Consider the following 21,026-nt stretch of genomic DNA (forward strand, 5'->3'; position numbering starts at 1 on the left):
TCTGAGCGAAATAGCTGGTTCTGTGTCAGAGCCCGTCTATAGAGTGGCCACATGAGCCACACTTCTTCCGTGCCTGCCACCACCGCTGCCAAGGCACCCACTCTCCAGCCTCCTGTCGCCAAGCAGATTCCCACGCGCCGCGAACACCACGGCGATGTCTTCGTGGACAATTACGAGTGGCTCAGGGAAAAGGAATCCTCCGAGGTGGTGGACCATCTCAAGGCAGAGAACGCCTACCAGGAGGCACTGACGGCGCATCAGGAACCGCTTCGCGAAGCGATGTTCCAGGAGATCAAGGGCCGCACCCAGGAGACGGATCTTTCCGTGCCCGCCCGCAAGGATGGCTGGTGGTACTACAGCCGTTCCGTGGAGGGCAAGGAGTACAGCATCCAGTGCCGTGTCCTGGCCCGGGACACCGGCGATCCTGTGGCGGACTGGACTCCCCCGTCAGTCGAGGCAGGCGTTGAGCTTCCCGGCGAGCAAGTACTTTTGGACGGCAATATCGAAGCAGAAGGCCAGCCGTTCTTCAGCATGGGCGGTGCCGCCGTGACCATCGACGGCAACCTGTACGCCTACGCGGTGGACAACTCCGGAGACGAACGCTTCACCCTCCGGATCAAGGACCTGCGCACAGGTGAACTCCTCCCGGACATCATCGAGGACATTTTCTACGGAGTGGCTTTCTCCCCGGACGGTACGCGCCTCTTCTACACAGTGGTGGATGATTCGTGGCGCCCCTACCAAGTGAAGTCCCATATCCTGGGCACGCCCGTGGCTGAGGATGAGGTCCTTTACCAGGAGGACGACGTCGCCATGTGGCTCGGCTTCGACCTCTCCTCCGACCGCCGCCATCTGGTGCTCAGCATCGGCTGCTCCGAGTTCAGTGAGACGCGGCTGCTCCGTTTCGAAGACTACGACGCCGGCCTCCACACCGTCATTTCCCGCGAGCATCATATTCTCTACGAGGCCGAACCCTTCCTCCTGGACGGCAAGGAAACCCTGCTCCTGACCCACAACAAGGACGCCATTAATTCGATGGTGAGCCTGGTGGACCCGGCTGAACTCAGCAAGCCGCTGGCCGAGCAGCACTGGCGTACCGTCGTCGAGCATTCCGACGACGTTCGCGTCAACGGCGCTGGCGTGACGTCCACGCACCTGGTGTTGTCCGTCCGCAAGGACACCATCGAGCGCGTGCAGGTTCTCCCGCTGGCGGGTCTGGGCACAGCGACTCAAGGCGCGCCTGTGGAGCCCGCGTTCCATGAAGAGCTTTACACCGCGGGTGTATCCGGCTCCGACTACGAATCCCCCGTAATCCGCATGGGCTACACCTCGTACTTCACCCCGTCGCGCGTCTACGACTTCGTCCTGCCCACCGCAGAACAGCCCGGTGGCGAGTTGCTGCTGCGCAAAGAAAGCCCCGTGTTGGGCGGCTACTCCGCCTCGGATTACGTGGCCACCCGCGAATGGGCAACGGCCGACGACGGCACCCAGGTCCCGTTGTCGGTGCTGCGTCACGCTTCGGTACAGCAGGACGGCACCGCCGCCGGGCTGGTGTACGGCTACGGCTCCTACGAGCTGAGCATGGATCCAGGGTTCGGCGTTGCCCGATTGTCCCTTCTGGACCGCGGAATCGTCATGGTGATCGCCCACATCCGCGGCGGCGGCGAACTGGGACGCAAATGGTACGAGGACGGCAAGAAGTTCACTAAGAAGAACACTTTCACGGACTTCATCGCGGCCACGGACTGGCTGGCTGGCTCGGGTTGGGTTGACCCTTCGCGCATCGCCGCCATGGGTGGATCAGCGGGTGGCCTGCTCATGGGCGCAGTGGCCAACATGGCCCCGGAAAAGTACGCTGCCGTGGTGGCGCAGGTGCCGTTCGTGGATGCCTTGACCACCATCCTGGACCCCGAGCTTCCGCTGTCCGCCTTGGAATGGGAGGAATGGGGCAACCCCATTACAGATCCCGAGGCTTACGCGTACATGAAGTCCTACACTCCGTACGAGAATGTGGGGGCCGTGCCCTACCCCAAGATCGCTGCCGTGACGTCGTTCAACGACACCCGTGTGCTGTACGTCGAGCCGGCCAAGTGGGTCCAGGCGTTGCGTTCGGCGTCCACGGGTTCCGAGCCGATCGTCATGAAGATCGAAATGGACGGTGGCCATGGCGGTGCGTCGGGCCGGTACGTGCAGTGGCGCGAGCGCGCATGGGACTACGCGTTCATCGCCGATTCCGTCGGCGCCACGGAACTGCTCCCGGGCGCCGGCCTCAAGTAGTAGGCACCCGCACGCATCTACATAGGAGATCAGGCCGTTCTCAGCCCTGAGAACGGCCTGATCTTCGACTCAGTTGGGCTATTCGACTTAGTTGGGCTGTGCGACTTAGTTGGGCTGTGCGACTTAGTTGGGCTATGCGACTTAGTTGGGTTAGCGGGCGCGGAGCAGCGCGTAATAGCCGGGGATGAGGTCCGGGGACGACGGATTACTCAACGGGCGCGTTTCGATGCTCGCTGAACCTTCCTCCACGAGGTTCCAGTCCGCCGTCGGGAAGGCCTTGGCACGTTGCGCGGCACCGAAGCGGCCAGGCATCGGCAGTCCCCGGATAGCCCCCTCAAGCGGCGCCGGGATGGAGTTACGAGTGGCTCCAAGGTGACTGACGTAATCCACAGGGGTACCGGGGAAGTTGGTCTCGGCCAGGAACACGCCACCGCGGGTCCCGACGACGGGCAGCAGGTTTGCGGCCAAAGCCGCCCGGTCGCTGCGGTCCAATACGTGCAGAACCCCGCGGATGAACACGTTCGCGTCCCCCTCCCAGCCCTTCGCTTCCAAAGCCGTTGCCACGATCTGCGCAGCGCCAGGTGCCGTCATGTCGCACACAGCGAACGACGCCGTCGTGATCCCTGCCGCCTCATGCCGGGCACGGTCCACCGCGTTGGCGGAATAATCAAGCCCCAACGCATGCGGGAAATGCTGCGCCAGCAGCCGGGTGAAACTGCCGTTGCCGCACCCCACATCAACTATGGGCAAGGCCGGGTCCAACTGTTCCAGCGTGGGGAGATAGCCATGCAGTTCATGGGCGCTTCCCGAATCCCACAGGACATCGCCCGAGGCACCGGTTGAACGGACCCTGCCCCAATACTGGTCCCACGCCGTGAGCGGGTCCTTGGGCGCGGCCGAAGACAGCCTGATGAGGCGGGGTATCAGCAGGTACTTCCTCAGCGCGGAGAACATTCTCCAAATATATGGGGCGCTAAGCCTCCACCAGCCACTCCAAGGCTTCTGTTTCGGATGTGAAGAACTTGGTAGGGCACGGCGGCTTCATGATGCCCAGGAAGAAGTTGGCAATGACCCTGTCCACAGGGGACGAACCCCACAGGGCGATCCGGGAAGCCTGGCAAGGCTTGGCAAACACTGACCGTGCGCCCCTGGTGACATCGTCCGTAGTCGCCATATCAACAATCATGGGGTGCCGGTCCGCACCGCAGAGTTCGTTCACCCTGTCCATGGCCCTTTGGGCATCCGCTTCCTTGATCCTGGCGCCACGCGGCCACGTCAGGCGCAGGATCCCGGACTCTTCGAGTTCCAGATCGAACATCACCTGTTGATGGTCTTGCGGTGTAGCTGGGTGGTCCACAATTCTCCTCGCACAGTTCAGGAAAGCTGCTGGGGACACCGGACCGGATCCCCCGCACTCACTCCCCCAAGGCTGTCTAATCCTGGAGCCAAAGTAAAGATGTGTCCCACGACTCAAAAAGGCCCATTTACAGTTAGGCCGCCATTGGCCGCGGTGCCGCTGATAGGGTGTTGCCAAATCCGGAATTACCACGGACGAATGTTGGAACGGAAGGGGCTCAGTGGGCGAGACCGTTGCCGGTGAACAGCATGCCTCGCGTTCGGCAGTCGTGGCCGACTCAGACCATGACCGTTTGGCGGCCACTACGTCCGCGCTCGATGCAGCGGGCTTCCAGGTTTTTGCTGTCAAGGACACCGCTTCCATGGCCATCCATCTCCAGCAACACCGCCCGTCAGTGGTGGTGGCGGAGAACTCCCTCGCCCACGGACTCGGCAGCCCCGGAGTTCCTGTGCTGCTGATTCTGGATGCGCAGGAGTTCGTGGACCTTGAGGAAGTGGAATCCTGGCGTGTAGCTGACTACGTCATCAGCCCGGTGCGTGCCGGTGAGCTCGTCCACAGGGTTGAAACCCTGATCGGCCGGTCAAGGGAACGCGCACGCTCACGCGGCGAAATCGAAGCACTCCGGGAGAGCCTCCGGAACGTCTCGGCGGCAATCCGGCAGACCAATGACCCGCAGCTGATCGCAGAGCATGTGGTTCGCGGATTTGGCGAGGCCTTGGCCGTGGACCACGTTTGGTTCGCCACTTTTCGCGATGAACGAGTCCCCAGCATCCGGGCGCAATGGAACCGTCCAGGCCTTCCGCTGCTGCCCGCCAGACTCGGCGAGAGCGAAAACATCATCACCGAAACTGCCAACAGGCTGTGGGCCGAAGCAGACGTCCTCGCCGTGGTGGACCACCGGGAAAACCCCCACTCAAAGATCGCCAAGGCACTGCTGGACTGGTCCGGGGAACTCAAACCCGTTTCCACCGTGCTGCTTCCCGTTGGCGAAGGCGCTTCCGCACTGGGCATCATCCTGTTGTCCACTGTGCAAAAGCGGCACGACTGGACCCGTCCCGAGATCGCCTTGATGCAACACGTTGCCGGGAACGTAGCCCACGGGCTCATCCAAGGCCACCTCATCAGCGCCCAACAGCGCGTCCTGCACCAGCTGAGGCAACTGGACAAGGCCAAGACAGACTTCCTGGCCACCGTGAACCACGAGCTGCGAACACCGCTGACGTCCATCACCGCCTACTTGGACATGATCCAGGACGGTTCCGGGGGCCCGGTCCCCGAGGGCATCCGGAAAATGCTGGATGTCATCGCCCGGAACTCGGACCGCCTACGCAGGCTCATCGAGGACATGCTCACGGTCTCCATGCAGGACGGCAGCAACCTGGACCTCAAACCGGTTGATATCGACAAACTCCTCCAAGTGGTGGTGGCAACGCTCCGTCCGCTGGCAGAGTCCCGCCACGTTTCCGTGTCCTTCACGGAGGCCACCGAGGACATTGAGGTCACGGCAGACGAAGCAAAGCTGGAACAGGTGTTTACCAACATCGTGGCCAACGCCATCAAGTTCACTCCCGAGGGCGGCAGCGTGGGCATCACCAGTGCCATGTCAGCAACCGAGAACGGCCGGCTCTCAGCCCTTGTGCGGATTGCCGACAACGGCCTGGGTATCCCGGAGCACGATCTCCCCCATATCCTGACGCGCTTCTACCGGGCATCCAACGCCACCTCAGCGGCCGTGCCCGGCAGCGGACTGGGACTGGCGATCGCCAACGACATCATTGGCCGCCACATGGGACGCATGGTGTTCGACTCCACCCTGGGCTCCGGGACCACGGTGTCCGTGGAGCTGCCGGTGGGAGGACCGTAGCTGGGAAGGTGCTGCTTTGTGGCTGTGACATCTGTGTCAAGGCCAGGCCTCAGAAATCTAAACCGCGGTCACTAATGCTCGACACGGATCGAAACAAACTGATGCCCCGGGCATCAGCCCGGGGCATCAATTTAGCTCAAGAGGCCTTGAGAGGCGCTCCCCCAATGTTTAGTTCGGCCACCAACCGATGCTGGTGGTGTTCGTCTTACCTGTGGTGGTGCTGTTCGGCCACCAGCCGATTGCCGTACTGTCCTGCGTAGGCTCGGCATTGGCCGGAGCAGCGAATCCTGTTACTGCCAGAACCGCCGCCATGAGCAGGGTTGCCGCAAATTTCTTCATCCGCTATGCCCTTTCGTACTGATGCGAATTTGTTGACTGTGACTTGAATAAAGTCACGGGGCAAACTATACGAGCTTTTCTTCCGCAATGACATGGATAATGGGCATATGCAAAGTCCCCACCTGGCCTCCCACCTTGTTGCCGGACTCAATGCACGCGCCAAATGGAAGGCGCGGGACTTTGACGAGGCCTTCAGGCTGGCAGCAGAGGCCGCTGAACTTGCCCGGGACGCCGGAGACGAACTCGCCTGGTGGAACATGCGTTACCTGCAGGCGGAGTGCCTCCGTGATCAGGGAAGCATCGAGGAATTCCTGGCGCTTGCGTCCACCCTCAATGATCACAGCCTTACCGCTTCCTCCCCCGAGCTTGGGGCGAAGGCACAAACAATGGTGGCCATTGGGCTCCAAGGTCTCGGCCGGCTTGCCGAAGCAGCAACCATGGCCGCCGACGCGGCAAAACTTGCTGCCACTGACCCGGATCTCCTCTACGTTCAGGTCCTGGCCCAGCGCGCCCTTATCGCGGCGTTGGCCGAGAGCCGACTGCTGGATGATGCGTGGCGGGAATGCCTTGTTCTGGAGACCCTGATTACCGATGACGTTGATGAGGACACAGCGGGTAAGGGTTACTGGGTGATTGGTAACGTTGCTTTCCTAGCTGACCGCGTTATGGACGGCGGCCGCTATCACGATCTGGCCGCCGAGAGACTTTCGCCGTCAAAGGACGTTGATTTGTGGGCACGCTTCAACCGTGCCTCTGCGGAAATGCGCCTGCAAGCAAAACTCGGTGACGCGGCCACCCTTCGTTGCATCGAGAGGGCAGAGCTCGCTACGGACATCGTGGGCGGTTCCGAGCGGGACCATCTGGAAATGTCCTTGGTCCGCGCCCATTGGAATTCCCTCATCGGTGATATGCAGGAAGCCCTGGCCATCCTCGAACCCCTTTGCGCGCGTTCATCCATTCTGGCCACCCAAACATCCGCCGAAGCGCACTTTCTATTCGCACGGACTTTGCTGGCATCCGAGAGAATTGACGAAGCGTTGGCTGCCTTCGAAGAAGCAGCAAAGCTCTTCGACCAAGCGGCCCTACCTGAGCGCAGCGCGGCCGTTCGCGAGTATCTTCGGCAAAGCGTCGAGCGCCGGGGCGGGCCGCACGGGGGGTGAGCATGTCTGAAGCAGAAATGTACTCCGCGAACGACCCCCGCTTAGGGATGCTCCTTGAAGGCATCGTCAGGTTGGCGGCGGGCGACCTGAACACCAGGATCCAAGTCTCCGACGCGCGCGATGAGATTGACGCCGTGATCATGGGCACCAACCTCCTGGCCGAAGATCTCCAAATCGTCTACGAAGAGCTCGAGCAACGGGTGCAGGCCCGGACACAACAGCTCAATGAGGCGCACCTGGCAATGCAGCGCATGGCGATGACCGATCCCCTGACCGGCCTGAACAACCGCTCCGCTTTCGCAACCGCCCTGACCAAGGCCCAAGCGAACGGCGGACAAGGCAACAAACGGCCGGCGATCCTCCTGCTGGATATGGATGGATTCAAGGCCATCAACGATTCCCTCGGCCACACCATCGGTGACAAAGTCCTGGAAACGGTAGCTAACCGGATCAGTGGCGCGGTTCGGGAACAGGACATGGTTGCCCGTATGGGCGGCGACGAGTTCGCAGTCCTTCTGACGGAGGTGACGCCCACGGAGGCCAGCGCCATTGGCAGCCGAATCCTCGCTGCCGTGGCGGGGGTGATGGAGATCGAGGGACAACATCTCCGCTGCGGGGTCAGCATGGGCCTCCGTATGGCCGACCCCGGCCAGCGGGCCGAGGAGCTCATGATGGAAGCGGACATTGCCATGTACGAGTCCAAGGCGGACGGGCGCGGCAAACTCAAGGTGTTCGCCGCTGACATGCTGCTCGCCAGGCAAATGCGGAACCAGCTGGTGGGGGAGCTCAAAGAGGCTATCGCCGGTTCCCAGCTGGTGCTCTACTACCAGCCCATCATCAGGCTGGACACCCGCGAAATTGAAGGTGTGGAAGCACTGGTCCGGTGGAACCACCCCACCCGCGGGATCATCATGCCGGACGAGTTCATCCCCATCGCCGAGGAAACGGGAATGATTTCCGATCTGGGCGGTTGGGTGCTCCGCACCGCCGTCGAGCAGTTAAAGCAATGGCGCAGCGACCCACTGACGGCGGGCCACAACTTCAGCATGCGTATCAACGTTTCGGCGGCGGACCTGCAGCGGCTGGAGTTCATTGAAGACGTTCGCGAAGCCTTGGCTTCAGCCGACCTGGATCCGTCGCTCCTGGTCCTGGAGCTGACCGAAAGTGCCGTCATCCAGGGCAACGATCTGGACCGTTACACGCTCAATAGCCTGCGCCGCCTTGGTGTGGGATTGGAAATTGACGACTTCGGCACGGGTTATTCCTCCATCAGTTACCTTCGCCAGCTGCCCGTGGACACGGTCAAGGTTGACCGGACGTTGCTTTCCGCCTTGGGCAGCGACCCGTCCCAGCCCGCCCTGCTGGCTGCTGTTCTGCAACTGATCCGCGCGTGCGGGCTGGCTGCTGTGTGGGAAGGCATCGAAAGCGCCGAGCAGGCCGAGTACCTGCTGAGCATCGGGTGCACCAGCGGTCAGGGTTACTACTTCAGCCGGCCACTGCCTGAAGCACAGTTGACCGAGCAGCTGAAGCATCACAAGACATGGCCTGTCAGCTGATGGTCCGCGTCCATGGATGGTGCCGTGTGCGCCACTCCGAATCCAGAATCGCGTAGATGTTCTCTGTGGCCCACTGGCCTTTGTAATGCCAGTTGTCCACCAGCGTTGCTTCAAGCCGCATGCCCAGGCGCTTGCAAATGCCGGCCGAACCGTCATTGAGGGCGTCCAGCTTGGCCTCGATGCGATGGAAGGCCAGTTTCTCGAACGCCAGCTTCATGACGGCTTCCGCAGCCTCGGTGGCAATCCCGTGGCCGCGGGCCTCGGGATGGAGGATCCAGCCCAGCTCGCCCTGCCCGGTGCCCTCCAACCACTTCAGTACTACCTCGCCAAGCAGGCCGGGCTTGTCCTTATGCTCGATTGCCAAGCAAACCCAGTCTCCTTCCTGGTTGAATTCGAAGTTTGCGTACCGGCCAAGGACCTCCATGGACTTGGTTTTGGTCAGCTCGTTGCGCAACAGGAACCGGGCTGTTTCGGGCAGCGACTGGTATCCGTGGAACCGTTGGAGGTCTTCAGCTTCGAAGCGCCGCAGGATGAGTCGGTCGGTGATGATGGGAAGCTCAATTTCGGGCATGCTTCCGAGGCTACTAGCTACGGGTGAATCGTGGCCCAGTCTTGACACGTGGCGCGATCTGGGATTACCTAATGAACATTCGGTAAATAAAGCTGGAGGCAATGACGCATGGTTGAAACAACCCTCTCCGGTGCTCAGCACCACATCCTGACCAACGACTACGCGTCCGAATGGATGGGCATCGAGGTCCTCAAGCTCGACGACGGCCACGCCACCATCCGCATGCATCTCCGCCAGGAAATGCTCAACGGATTCGGCATGGCACACGGCGGAATGATCTTCGCCTTCGGTGACACCGCCTTCGCACTGGCCTGCAACCCGGCCAACCCCACGCCCAAGCAAGCCGCCAACATCACGGTGGCGTCCGGCGTCGACATCAACTTCATCAAGCCGGCGTTCCAAGGCCAAGTGATCACCGCCGTCGCAAACCGCCGCGCGAGCACAGGCCGAAGCGGCCTGTACGACATCCAGATCTATGCGGCATCCCCTGCAGACGCAGCCCCCTCCCCCGAGGCGCCCGGGGAGCTCATCGCTGAGTTCCGTGGCCGCAGCCGCACCATCTCCAAGAAGTAGGAAACCCATGACGCAGAACACTGTGGCCGCCCCCGCCACCTCCACGGCAGCTGCCCCCGTGCTGGACCGTGAAGAGACCATCTCCCGCGACGAACTCGAGGCCCTGCAGCTCACCCGCCTCCAGCACACCGTGGCCTACGCCTACGATCGCGTGCCGCTGTACAAGCGGAAGTTTGATGAGGTGGGCGTACACCCCACCGACCTCCGCGAGTTGAGCGACCTCGGCAAGTTCCCGTACACCACCAAAGAAGACCTGCGCCTGGAATACCCGTTCGGCATGTTCGCCGTCCCGCAGGACCAGGTTGCGCGCATCCACGCGAGCTCCGGCACCACCGGCCGGCCCACCGTGGTTGGCTACACCAAGAACGACCTCGCCAACTGGGCAACCCTGGTGGCGCGCTCCTTCCGCGCCTCCGGCGTCCGCCCCGGCATGAAGGTTCACAACGCCTACGGATACGGCCTGTTCACCGGCGGCCTCGGCGCGCACGCAGGCGCTGAAGCGCTCGGCTGCACCGTCATCCCCATCTCCGGCGGCCAAACCGAACGCCAGATCCAGCTCATCCAGGACTTCAAGCCCGACGCCATCCTGGCCACGCCCACGTACCTGCTCACCATCGCCGATGCCATGCAACACCAAGGCATCGACCCCACGTCCACGTCGCTCAAGTATGCCGTTTTGGGCGCCGAACCGTGGACTGAAGAGATGCGCCACGAGCTCGAAACCACCATGAACATCAAGGCCTCGGACATCTACGGGCTCTCCGAGGTCATGGGCCCTGGTGTGGCCGGCGAAGCTGTTGAAACGCAAGACGGCTGCCACATCTGGGAGGATCACTTCCGCCCCGAGATCATCGACCCGTTCGACCACTCCACGGTCCTCGCCGACGGCGAACCCGGCGAGCTCGTTTTCACTTCCCTCACGAAGGAAGCGCTGCCGATCATCCGCTATCGCACCAAGGACCTCACCCGCCTGCTCCCCGGCACCGCACGCCCCGCGCACCGCCGCATGGGCCGCATCACCGGCCGCAGCGACGACATGATCATCCTTCGCGGCGTGAACCTGTTCCCGTCACAGATCGAGGAAATTGCGCTCCGCATCCCCGAGCTCAGCCCCCACTTCCAGCTCGAAATCACCCGCCCCGAAGGCAAGCGCATGGACTCGCTGACTGTGAAGATCGAGCGCCGCGAGAACGTCCCGTCCGAGGCAGGCACGACGGCGGCACACACCTTGCGTGAGCAGATCAAGATTCATGTCGGGTCATCTTGCGTAGTTGACGTTGTAGAGCCCGGCTCACTTGAACGGTCCAATGGCAAGCTTCGCCGGATCTACGACATGCGACCCAAAGGCTGAGCGCCGTCCACCACTGAGATCGTGAGAAAATGCCAGCATGCCTACTGAGACCACCACCAAGCGCGGACGGCCCGGTTATGACCAGCAGTCGGTGCTCCGCATCGCCGTCGACGTCTTCAACCGCCACGGGTACGACGCAACGTCCATGGGCATCCTGGCCGAAAATCTCGGGATCTCGAAGTCAGCCATCTACCACCACGTGCCGTCCAAGGGCGATCTGCTGAAGCTCGCCCTGGACCACGCCTTGGGCGGCTTGGAAGCCATCCTCGAGGAGCCGTCCGCTACGTCCGGTCCTGCTGATGCGCGGCTGGAGTTCGTGCTGCGGCAGACCATTGCCGTGCTGGTGGACCGGTTGCCGTTCGTGACCCTGCTCCTGCGCTTGCGGGGCAACACGGAGATCGAACGCGACGCCCTGGAACGCCGCCGCGCCTTCGACCACAAGGTGGCCGAGCTGATTGCCGCTGCCCGGGAAGACGGCTCCCTGCGCCAGGACATCGATCCCCGCACCGTCACCCGTCTGCTGTTCGGCACCATCAACTCGATCGTGGAGTGGTACAAGCCGGGCGGCTCTCTGTCCCCGGAGAAGCTCGCCGACGACGTCATCACCATGGCCTTCGACGGGCTTCACACAGCCGCCTGACGCTCTCTCACATCCCCCACCCTTCCGGCCAACCCTCTCTCACATCCCCCACCCTTCCGGCCAACCCTCTCTCACATCCCCCACCCTTCCGGCCAACCCTCTCTCACATCCCCGGTGGCGGGCATGACGAAGCCAGGTGCCGCCGTCGTCGTGAAGTTCCTCATGGCTGCCTTCGGCCGGAACGACGAAACGCCTTTCCGCATTGAAGCGGAAAGGCGTTTTGTCGTTGCTGCAAGAGCGTCCCGGCCAAACCCGAGGGATCTGCGAGAGGGACCCGGCCAAACCCGAGGGATCTGCGAGAGGGACCCGCTCAAACCCGAGGGATCTGCGAGAGGGACCCGCTCAAACCCGAGGGATCTGCAAGAGCGTCCCGGCCAAACCCGAGGGATCTGCGAGAACGACCCGGCCAAACCCGAGGGATGTGAGAGAGCGTCCCGCTCAAACCCGAGGGATGTGAGAGAGCGTCCCGCTCAAACCCGAGGGATCTGCGAGAACGACCCGGCCAAACCCGAGGGATGTGAGAGAGGGTTACTTCTCCACGAGGGTCAGGACGTCGTAGGTGGCCACGATTTCGTCGTTCTGGTTGGTCAGGACGGCGTCCCAAGCCACCTCGCCGTATTCATCAGTCTCGCGAGGCGTGATCTTCTTGGCCGTCAGCGTGACCCGAATGGAGTCGCCGGCGGCAACCGGGGTGATAAAGCGCAGGTTCTCCAGGCCGTAGTTAGCCAGGACGGGACCCGGAGCGGGCTCAACAAAGAGTCCGGCAGCCCAGCTCAGGAGGAGGTAGCCGTGGGCCACGATGCCGGGGAAGAACGGGTTGGCTTCAGCGGCTTCCTGATTGGTGTGCGCGTAGAACGTGTCGCCAGTGGAGTTCGCGAAGGCAGTGATGTCCTCAAGCGTGACTTCACGGAGGTCCGAACGTACGGCATCACCGATGCGGAGCGTGGACAGGTGCTTCCGGAAGGGATGCTCGCCCTCGGTCTCCACGGTGAAGTTCCGGTCCGCGCCGGTGTGCCACAGACCGGTAACCGCGGTCAGCATGTTCGGCGAACCCTGAATGGCCGTACGCTGCATGTGGTGCATCACGGAGCGGATACCGCCCAGCTCCTCGCCCCCACCTGCGCGGCCGGGACCGCCGTGAACCAAGTGCGGGACCGGCGATCCGTGGCCGGTGGATGAGCGCGCGTCTTCACGGTTGAGCATGTGAACGCGGCCGTGGTGAGCAGCGATGCCGAGCACCAGTTCCCGCGCAACAGCAGGATCGTTGGTGCATACAGATGCCACCAATGAGCCGGAGCCGCGGGCCGCCAAGCGGATGGCGTCGGTGAGGTCCGAGTACCCAATCACTGAGGAAACCGGCCCGAACGCCTCCAGTGAGTGCACTTCTTCGGCTTCGGCGTCTGCCCAGCTCAGGAGCACCGGAGACATGAAGGCGCCGTCTTCCACCACGCCTACGGTGCCGCCGACGGAGGTGACCGACGGCGAATCGAGAGATCCGTACGCAAGCTCACCGCCGGCGTCGAGCATGGACTGAACGGCAGCGCGAACGTCAGCGAGCTGTTCCAGGGACGCCAAGGCACCCATGGTGACGCCCTCGGCTCGGGGATCGCCAACCACGACGCGCTCGTTGATGCGCGCGCCGATGGCAGCCGCGACGTCGGACGTCAGCTCCTGGGGGACGATGACGCGGCGGATGGCCGTGCACTTCTGGCCGGCCTTGACGGTCATCTCGGTGACCACCGCCTTGATGAAAGCGTCGAACTCGGGGGTGCCCGGAACGGCGTCGGGTCCGAGGATTGCGGCGTTGAGGGAGTCGGTTTCGGACGTGAAACGGACGCCGCCCTGGACCACGTTCTTGTGGCCCTTCAGCGAGTTGGCAGTGGATGCCGAGCCCGTAAACGAAACGAGGTCGCGGTAGTCGAGCTCGTCCAGGATGGTGCGGGCGGAACCGGAAATCAGCTGGATGGAGCCTGCCGGAAGAATGCCGGACTCGACGATTGCCTTGACCGCCGCGGCGGCAACATAACCCGTGGGCGTGGCCGGCTTCACGATGGTGGGGACGCCGGCCAGGAACGCGGGAGCGAACTTCTCCAGCATGCCCCAGACCGGGAAGTTGAACGCGTTGATTTGGACAGCAACGCCGGGGATCCGGGTGTAGATGTGTTCTGCGACGAACGATCCGTCCTTGGACAGAGTTTCCATGGGGCCGTCCACCACAACCTGCGAGTTGGGCAGCTCGCGGCGGCCCTTGGAGCCGAAAGTGAAGAGCACGCCGATGCCGCCATCGATATCGATCATGTTGTCGATCTTGGTGGCACCGCTCTGCGAAGAGGATTCGTACAGCTCTTCGCGGCGCCCGTTGAGGTACATGGCAAGCTCTTTGAGCTTGAGCGCGCGCTGGTGGAAAGTCAGCTTCCCAAGTTCAGTTTGCCCGGTGGTGCGGCCGTGATTGACGACGGCGGCAAGGTCCAGTCCGTCGGTGCTGACGTTGGCCAGGACCTCTCCGGTGCTGGCATCACGGACCGGGACTTTCTTGGCGTCGGGTGCCGGCGTCCACCAGGCATCCTGGACGTAGCTGGGGACGGTTGCAACGGCTGTGGTTTCCGGGGCGACTGCGGTAGTGGTCATCGTCGACGGGTCCTTCCAAGGCACGTGAAATCGGCACGGTCATTGCTGACTGGAGCCAACATTACTGACCGGCCGTTCGGTAATATATACAGGGTACATGAATGCCCGGTGGAGTACAGCAGGAATTTTTCCGCTTTGGAGGACGCAACGAAGGGCCGGCCTCCATAGTGGGAGACCGACCCTTCACATTGCTGACACACGCAGTATGGCTACGAGGGTCCGAACTTGGTGTTGTAGCGGAACATGAATGCGGCCATGGCATCACGGTTCACGGGGAGCAAAGGCTTGAACGCCTTGCCACCGGCTTCGGCCCAACCCGTGGAGATGCCCTGGGCTGCGAGCCACGTGATCTCCTTGTAGAACTGCGCCCCGACGGCAAGATCAACGAACGGCGAAGCCGCCGGGGCAGTGAACTCAGGCTGCTCAGCCAAACGGTACATGAACGCAGCCATGGCATCGCGGTTCACGGGCTGCAACGGCCGGTAGGTCTTGGTCTTGTCAGCCTCTTCCCAACCGGTGGTGATGCCCTTGTCTGCCAGCCAGGTGATCTCTTTGTAGAACTTGGCGTCTGTGGGGAGGTCAGCGAACGGTGACACAGCAGGCGGGGTGAACTCAGGTTCGCCCAACAACCGGTACATGAATGCGGCCATCGCGTCACGGTTTACCGGAGTCAGCGGCTGATAGGTCCTGGACCCATTGGCCTCCCAACCCGTGGAAATTCCCGCATTGGCCAACCAAAGGATTTCATCCTGGAACTGAGCTCCGAGGGGAACATCGTCGAAGCCCCGGGTACCCTGCGTTGCAGTCGCGTAACTCAGTGTCCCAAGATTTGTGTTCTGGCCTACGAACGAGGAAACAGACCTGGCGTTCGTTGCGTTGAGGACATTTCCGGAGTAGATCGGGCCAGCCCCTTCGGGCTCAGCCGACACAAAGTAGAGTCCCGTGGTGAGGCCAGTGACATTGAAGGTACCGTCTGCTGCGGTGTAAGAAAACCGTGTCACAAGCGACTCGTCCTTGGTGTAAACGTTAACTCGCACGCCGCTCAGGGGAGCTCCTGTGGATCCCAGGATCTTTCCGGTAAGAGTTCCGCCCTGGCGAACGGTTGCGTTGACACTGTTTAGGGTCTGTCCGGCGGCTACGGTCACCGGCGTTGCGTTAGCAGCGCCTCCGGACTCGGGGAGGTCCTTATAAAGCTGTGCCTCGTACTTGGACACGAAACCCTTGGTCCGGTTGAACTGAACCGTGTACGTGCCAGGCAGCAGGTTCTTCAGCGCGTAGGTGGTCTGGGAGGTTTCCATGACCGTTGACGCTGCAACAGTGCCGTCTTGAGCAATGGCAGTAATGCTCATGCCCGGACCACTCATAGTGGGGCCAGGGGCTGGGGCACCCGCGATGGAGCCGCCGATAGTGGCAGCCGCAACGGCAGTGTCCTGGATACCAGCGAGCTGCTGTCCTTCAGTAACCGTTACTGACTGTGAGCTGCCGACTCCCGCAACACCGCCATGCCACATGTTCGCCCACCCGCTCTGGGCTTGGAACTGAATCTTGTAAGTGCCCGGCGCGAGGCCACCCACCACATAGTTTCCGGAGTCCGAGCTTTGGAGAAACGCATTTCCCGCGTAGCCGCTGTTCGCGTAGTCGGGACCCTTGATGACGTTGACCTGACCGGTAAAGGCAGCAGAGCCAGCCGGAACGGAGACCTTTCCGGAAATGAAGGCTGCTGGCTTCAGGGTCTGGTTGATGCCCGTGGTGGTGGCACCCGGTGAAACGTTGACGAGCGTTTTTGAACCGTCCGGAGAGGTTGAATAGTGAGCATTCACCACCGGCGACGGCTGGAAGGGGTAGTTGAAGTTGACCCAGACGTTGCCTGCGGGAAGTCCACTAACCGTGAACGTTCCGTCCGAGGCCACATTCGCCGTTTGATAATACCCGACTTCGGGGCCGGCGAAGACAGTTATCTTGGACGCGTCAACGCCCGCCGGTACGGTGACCGTTCCTGAAATGCTTCCCGTAGCTGCTGCAAACGCCGGGGATGCGATCCCGGCAGGCAGGGCGCCCAGGACGAGTGCCGCTAGTAGTGTGATTGCGAGCCGAAAACGGCCGCGAGAATAACCCCTCATGGGTCCCCCATGTTTCATGCGAACGAAGGGGCCGCAAATGGCGGCCCCTCGCGATCCTAATGCAGGGAACGGGTAATACTAAACGCCGCATATTTGTGAAGTGAGAGAACGCTTCGCAGACGATTAGCCCCGCCTGAGCAGCTTCCGCATCAAAAGCATGGGCTTCTTCAAGAACTCCCCCACACTCGTCCGTACAACAACGGTCTGGCTCAGCGCCTCGAGACGCTCCAGGATGTGGTCGAGCTTGGCAGCGGACTCGTCCAGGCGTCGCTGCTGCGCGACAATGAGTTCTTCTTGCTCCGACAACACCCGCGTCAGGTAAAGCATGGTGCCAAGTCCGCCCTGCGCGGCCTGGTCACGGAGATAGTCGTCGCGAACCAAGGCATCGTATTGGGCATGTTCTGCGACCTTAGCGAAGATGCTGTTGCTGTGGTGGCCATCGGATTGGGGCCGCTGCGACCAGAAGGCGAGAGGTTCGCCGTCGAGGAATCCAACGCGCGAGTGGCTCAGCACGCGGAGGTGGAATTCCCAGTCCCCCACCACGGGCAGGTTCTCGTTGTAATATCCCACGTGGTCGTGAAGATTGCGCCTGTACAGGAACGAAATGGGAACGGCACGGTTGATCTTGAGCATGTCAGCGAGCGTTATTTGCCGCATGTCAGCCCAAAAGATTTCGCGGCGGATGGGCTCGATCGCGCCGTCCACAAGCTCTTCGATGACGATTTCCGTCCGCACCATCACGCCGCTTTCGGCAGCGTGCGCGGGGTCGTCAAGGTAGGCCACTGTTCGGGCCAGAAATTCAGGGGCCCAGAAGTCGTCGTCGTCGTGGATCACCACGAACTCGCCGGATCCTGCCTTGAGACCGGCATTCGAGGCCCCCTCCATGCCAGCCGATTCAGCGTGGTGAAGCGTCGTAACGCGGGATCGCTCGGCTTCCGACCGCTGGGAGATGAGGTGGTCCACGTCGGCAGGGTTGCCGCCGTCGTTGACAATCACCAGCTCGAAGTCCTGGAACGTCTGGGCAAAGATGTCGTCCAAGGCGCGCGCCAGGAAAATGGGTCGGTTCTTGGTTCGGGTCACGATGGTGACGCGGGCACCGGAAGTCATTGCGGATCCATTCATTTCGGAGACGAGTCAACTCTGCATGTTAGCAGCGCTGGTGACCCCGAGCTTGGCCCTGACTGCCGCCAACTCCGCCTCGGAAACGCCGTTGGACGTCAGAAACGCGGCTACATCGATCGAAGCAAGGAACTCGCGCAGGCTGGCTCGCCGCCGGGTCAGCATTGCCTCAAGGTCCTCCTCGGACAGATACGGATCGTGCGCATGCGGCGCCCCGTGCGTGCGATGCCGCTCGTTGATGCCCCGCGCCGCGAGCTCGTATCCACGCACAATCTCCTCATCACCAACCCCCGCCAATCGCTGCAGGAGCAAAGCGATCACTCCGCTGCGGTCCCTACCCGCGGAGCAATGAACCACCACCTTGCCGGGTGAGGCCGCAATAGCTTTGAAGACTGCCGTTATCTTCTCAGCGAACAATTCCAGGTAATCCGCATACTGCGCGGGTTCCTTGAGGTACGGGCCAAAAAGCTCGCTGTAGTCCCTATGGTCCGGATCTTCCGTTGGGCAATGCACGACGTCGATCCGCGCCTTCACCTCGTCCGGCACCTCGGGATCGGTGTCGCGTTGCCGCCGCTCGCGCGAGGCGCGGAGATCGATCACGGTGCGGACGCCGTCGTCGTACATCTGCTGCCAACCGGCTTCGGTAACCCATTCATGGCGACCCATGCGATACACATCCCCGGCGATGCGCCACGCGTTCACGGCGCCGTCCCAATGGACACTTTGGTGAGCTGAAGTAGTCCCGTCCATAGGAGGTAGCTAAGCACATTGGCGCCTTGGTGTGGGAAGTGAGAGAGGCTTCCGCGCAAGCACGCGGGAAGTGAGAGAGGGTCGCGCGCAAGCACGCGGGAAGTGAGAGAGGATCGCGCGCAAGCACGCGGGAAGTGAGAGAGGGTTCCGCGCAAGCACGCGGGATGTGAGAGAGGGTCGCGCGCAAGCACGCGGGAAGTGAGAGAGGGTCGCGCGCAAGCACGCGGGAAGTGAGAGAGGGTGGGGGGTGGGTCTTGCGGAGGCTGAGTGACCCATGTCATACTCGTTCTCGATGCGCATCGACGATACGCATCGACAAGCCACAGGAACTGTTCAGCAGAGAGCACAAGGAGGTCAGGCCATGCCCACCAGCAAGGACGTTGCCCAGGCCGCCGGAGTAGCTCAAAGCACGGTGTCCTATGTACTGAGCGGCAAGCGGCCGATTTCCGAGAAGACCCGCAAAAAGGTCGAGGCGGCGATCGAACAACTGACGTACCAGCCGAATGCCGGTGCCCGCGCCTTGGCGGGGCGCAGGACGCGCGTCATCGGGCTGGTCATTCCGTTCATTCCAGAACTGGAAATGGCCTCCCTCATGGAATTCGTTTCCGTGATCGCATCGACGGCGAGGCAGTTCGATCACGACATCCTGCTGGTCACCGAAGACGAAGGGGCCGCGGGGCTCCGCCGTGTTGTCGGTCAGCAGATCTGCGACGGCCTGATCCTCATGCAAGTGGAAGACGAGGATGAACGGCTCCCGGTCGCGCGGACGCTCAACGTCCCCGTGCTGCTGATCGGCATCCCCCGGGATCCGTCCGGCCTGGTCTGCATAGACGCAGACTTCGAAATGGCAGGCGAGCAATGCGTCCGCGACCTGGCCGCAGCCGGCCACAACGTCATTTCGATCATCGAATGGCAGCCAGCCGTCGTGAACCGGCACGTCAATTACGTTGACCGGTTCATGCGCGGAGCCGATGGGGCCGCCGAATCCCTGGGAGTGGCAGTTCAGCACTTTCCGGGAGGCGCGGATGTTGCCATCATCGCGGATTCCGTAGACAAGGCACTGGCCGCCACAGACGGCGTGCCAGCCTTCATCGCACCGGACCGCACCATTCAAGACATCCTGCGCCGTGCCCTCGCCGCCCGCGGACTGACTCCCGGCAAGGATGTCTCCATCATCGGCAGCGCTTCTCCCACCCTGGCCGAACTACAACCCGTGCCACTCTCCACGATTGATCTACGCCCGAGGGAAGTATCCCGGCGGGCAGTGAAAATCATTTGCGACCTCCTCGAAGCCGACAACCAGGGACCACACGAATCCTTGGAACTGGTACCCACGGTCATAACGCACCGTTCAAGCACGCTCCGCCCACCCCACGGCAGCTAAGTCCCCTCTTTACGTACCCGTTTTACCTCCGTTTCCGAACTCATCGATACGCATCGTCGATACGCATCGATAAATCGATTCCCAGAAAAGGAACAGACAATGAAGTCAGCACAAAGGACATCCCGTCCACTCGCTTTGGCTATGGCCGCCATGGTCGGCCTGCCGTTGGCCCTCTCCGGCTGCGGTTCCTCCACAGCTGCATCCTCCACCGAAGCCGTCACGGAAATCTCAGTGATGGACTACTACAACAACGAGCCGGACAAGTCCTTCATCGGCGATGCCCTGACCAAGTGCGGCACCCAGCTGGGCGTCACCGTCAAGCGGGAGACTGTCCCCGGAAAGTCGCTCGTTTCCAAGGTTCTCCAGCAGTCCTCCTCCAAGACACTCCCGGACGTCCTCATGTTGGACAACCCGGACCTGCAGCAAATCGCGGCCACAGGTGCGCTGGCTCCGCTGGCCGATTTCAAGGTCAGCACGGAGAACTTTGCTGAAGGCGTGCTGAGCGCGGGCACCTACAAAGACAAGGTGTATGGTCTGGCTCCCACGGTGAACACCATCGCCCTTTTCTACAACAAGGACATCCTGGCCAAGGCCGGCGTCACTCCCCCTATTACCTGGGATGAGCTCAAGGAGGCCTCCGCAAAGCTCACTGCAGGAGACCAGTACGGACTGGCCTTCAACGCCAACCCCACCTATGAAGGCACTTGGCAGTTCCTTCCTGTCATGTGGTCCAACGGCGGCGATGAGAAGAAGATCGACACCAAGGAGACCGAGCAGGCGCTCCAGCTGTGGACCGACCTGGTCAAGAGCGGCTCCGTCTCTTCCTCTGCCCTCAACTGGACCCAGGCTGATGTGAAGGACCAGTTCCTGGCCGGCAAGGCCGCCATGATGGTCAATGGGCCGTGGCAGATTCCTGCTTTGGACAAGCAGCCCACACTTCAGTACGGCGTAGTGAAAATTCCGGTACGGGAAGCCGGCCAGACGTCGGTGGCTCCGCTCGGCGGCGAAGTGTGGACGGTTCCGCAGACTGGCAACAAGGCCCGGCAAGCCAAAGCAGCAGAGATGGTTGCCTGCTTGAACAGCGACGAGAACCAACTCGCCATGGCCACAGCCCGCAACACCATCCCCTCCAAAACCACGCTCTCGGACAAGTTCGCCAGCGACAACCCCAAGCTCGCAACGTTCACCGAACTGATCAAGACTGCCCGCGCACGCACCGGCCAGCTCGGAGAAGAATGGCCCGCACAGGCCACCAAGATCTACACAGCCATTCAGTCTTCACTCACGGGCAACGCCTCACCGGCCGACGCACTCAAGCAAGCCCAAGGTCAGTAGGC

The 21,026-nt window shown here is 62.1% G+C and carries 17 protein-coding genes; 9 read left to right on the forward strand and 8 right to left on the reverse strand.

The annotated features are described in order from the left end of the window. The first annotated feature begins 51 nt into the window (after window positions 1–51). Window positions 52–2,277, forward strand: a complete 2,226-nt coding sequence (locus AC1RJY_RS16330) for a S9 family peptidase (RefSeq protein ID WP_014922595.1) — start codon at window positions 52–54, stop codon at window positions 2,275–2,277. A 150-nt stretch (window positions 2,278–2,427) separates the two neighbouring features. On the opposite strand, the gene AC1RJY_RS16335 is transcribed toward AC1RJY_RS16330, so the two are convergent. Together AC1RJY_RS16335 and AC1RJY_RS16340 are read right to left on the reverse strand one after the other, a co-directional pair. Continuing rightward, window positions 2,428–3,231, reverse strand: coding sequence for a class I SAM-dependent methyltransferase (locus tag AC1RJY_RS16335; RefSeq protein ID WP_498602731.1), 804 nt, complete (start codon window positions 3,229–3,231; stop codon window positions 2,428–2,430). 19 nt (window positions 3,232–3,250) lie between these two features. After that, complete coding sequence (locus AC1RJY_RS16340; protein WP_011775862.1) at window positions 3,251–3,634, reverse strand: DUF7793 family protein; 384 nt, start codon at window positions 3,632–3,634, stop codon at window positions 3,251–3,253. 220 nt (window positions 3,635–3,854) lie between these two features. Here AC1RJY_RS16340 and AC1RJY_RS16345 point away from each other — a divergent pair, with 220 nt between their 5' ends. After that, window positions 3,855–5,498, forward strand: a complete 1,644-nt coding sequence (locus AC1RJY_RS16345) for an ATP-binding protein (protein WP_498602732.1) — start codon at window positions 3,855–3,857, stop codon at window positions 5,496–5,498. 168 nt (window positions 5,499–5,666) lie between these two features. On the opposite strand, the gene AC1RJY_RS16350 is transcribed toward AC1RJY_RS16345, so the two are convergent. Further along, entirely contained in the window at window positions 5,667–5,837 is a 171-nt protein-coding gene (locus AC1RJY_RS16350) for a hypothetical protein (protein ID WP_017199100.1), read from the reverse strand. A gap of 107 nt (window positions 5,838–5,944) precedes the next feature. Between AC1RJY_RS16350 and AC1RJY_RS16355 the strand changes: the two genes are divergently transcribed. Beyond that, entirely contained in the window at window positions 5,945–6,997 is a 1,053-nt protein-coding gene (locus tag AC1RJY_RS16355; protein WP_014922597.1) for a hypothetical protein, read from the forward strand. Between the two features lie 2 nt (window positions 6,998–6,999). Further along, window positions 7,000–8,553: a putative bifunctional diguanylate cyclase/phosphodiesterase gene (locus AC1RJY_RS16360; RefSeq protein ID WP_210063395.1), complete on the forward strand. Its 1,554-nt coding sequence runs from the start codon at window positions 7,000–7,002 to the stop codon at window positions 8,551–8,553. On the opposite strand, the gene AC1RJY_RS16365 is transcribed toward AC1RJY_RS16360, so the two are convergent. Beyond that, window positions 8,546–9,124: a GNAT family N-acetyltransferase gene (locus tag AC1RJY_RS16365; protein WP_498602733.1), complete on the reverse strand. Its 579-nt coding sequence runs from the start codon at window positions 9,122–9,124 to the stop codon at window positions 8,546–8,548. The genes AC1RJY_RS16360 and AC1RJY_RS16365 overlap by 8 nt on opposite strands. A gap of 108 nt (window positions 9,125–9,232) precedes the next feature. On the opposite strand from AC1RJY_RS16365, the gene AC1RJY_RS16370 reads away from it, so the two are divergent. From AC1RJY_RS16370 to AC1RJY_RS16380, 3 genes are read left to right on the forward strand one after another with little or no spacing between them, the layout of a single operon-like run. Further along, on the forward strand, window positions 9,233–9,697 hold the full coding sequence (locus AC1RJY_RS16370; protein ID WP_498602734.1) for a hotdog fold thioesterase: 465 nt from the start codon (window positions 9,233–9,235) through the stop codon (window positions 9,695–9,697). Between the two features lie 7 nt (window positions 9,698–9,704). Then, window positions 9,705–11,048 (forward strand): phenylacetate--CoA ligase PaaK, encoded by a 1,344-nt coding sequence (gene paaK, locus AC1RJY_RS16375; RefSeq protein WP_014922599.1) that lies wholly within the window; start codon window positions 9,705–9,707, stop codon window positions 11,046–11,048. A 37-nt stretch (window positions 11,049–11,085) separates the two neighbouring features. Continuing rightward, a complete protein-coding gene (locus AC1RJY_RS16380) occupies window positions 11,086–11,688 on the forward strand; it encodes a TetR/AcrR family transcriptional regulator (protein WP_014922600.1) in 603 nt (200 codons plus the stop codon). Window positions 11,689–12,216: 528 nt separating this feature from the next. Here the strand turns inward: AC1RJY_RS16380 and paaZ are convergent. The 4 genes from paaZ to AC1RJY_RS16400 form a co-directional block, all read right to left on the reverse strand. Continuing rightward, window positions 12,217–14,316 carry a phenylacetic acid degradation bifunctional protein PaaZ gene (gene paaZ / locus AC1RJY_RS16385; RefSeq protein ID WP_498602735.1) on the reverse strand — a complete coding sequence of 700 codons (2,100 nt, stop codon included), beginning with the start codon at window positions 14,314–14,316 and terminating at the stop codon, window positions 12,217–12,219. Between the two features lie 209 nt (window positions 14,317–14,525). Beyond that, window positions 14,526–16,436, reverse strand: coding sequence for a carboxypeptidase regulatory-like domain-containing protein (locus tag AC1RJY_RS16390; protein ID WP_498602736.1), 1,911 nt, complete (start codon window positions 16,434–16,436; stop codon window positions 14,526–14,528). Window positions 16,437–16,559: 123 nt separating this feature from the next. Continuing rightward, window positions 16,560–17,543 (reverse strand): glycosyltransferase family 2 protein, encoded by a 984-nt coding sequence (locus AC1RJY_RS16395; protein WP_238324369.1) that lies wholly within the window; start codon window positions 17,541–17,543, stop codon window positions 16,560–16,562. 27 nt (window positions 17,544–17,570) lie between these two features. Continuing rightward, window positions 17,571–18,305, reverse strand: a complete 735-nt coding sequence (locus tag AC1RJY_RS16400) for a tyrosine-protein phosphatase (RefSeq protein WP_498602737.1) — start codon at window positions 18,303–18,305, stop codon at window positions 17,571–17,573. Window positions 18,306–18,666: 361 nt separating this feature from the next. Here AC1RJY_RS16400 and AC1RJY_RS16405 point away from each other — a divergent pair, with 361 nt between their 5' ends. Then, window positions 18,667–19,689 carry a LacI family DNA-binding transcriptional regulator gene (locus tag AC1RJY_RS16405; RefSeq protein WP_011775874.1) on the forward strand — a complete coding sequence of 341 codons (1,023 nt, stop codon included), beginning with the start codon at window positions 18,667–18,669 and terminating at the stop codon, window positions 19,687–19,689. A 99-nt stretch (window positions 19,690–19,788) separates the two neighbouring features. Continuing rightward, on the forward strand, window positions 19,789–21,024 hold the full coding sequence (locus tag AC1RJY_RS16410; protein WP_498602738.1) for a sugar ABC transporter substrate-binding protein: 1,236 nt from the start codon (window positions 19,789–19,791) through the stop codon (window positions 21,022–21,024). The last annotated feature ends 2 nt before the right edge of the window (window positions 21,025–21,026 follow it).

Source organism: Arthrobacter sp. GW822-FHT05G07 (assembly GCF_058799755.1).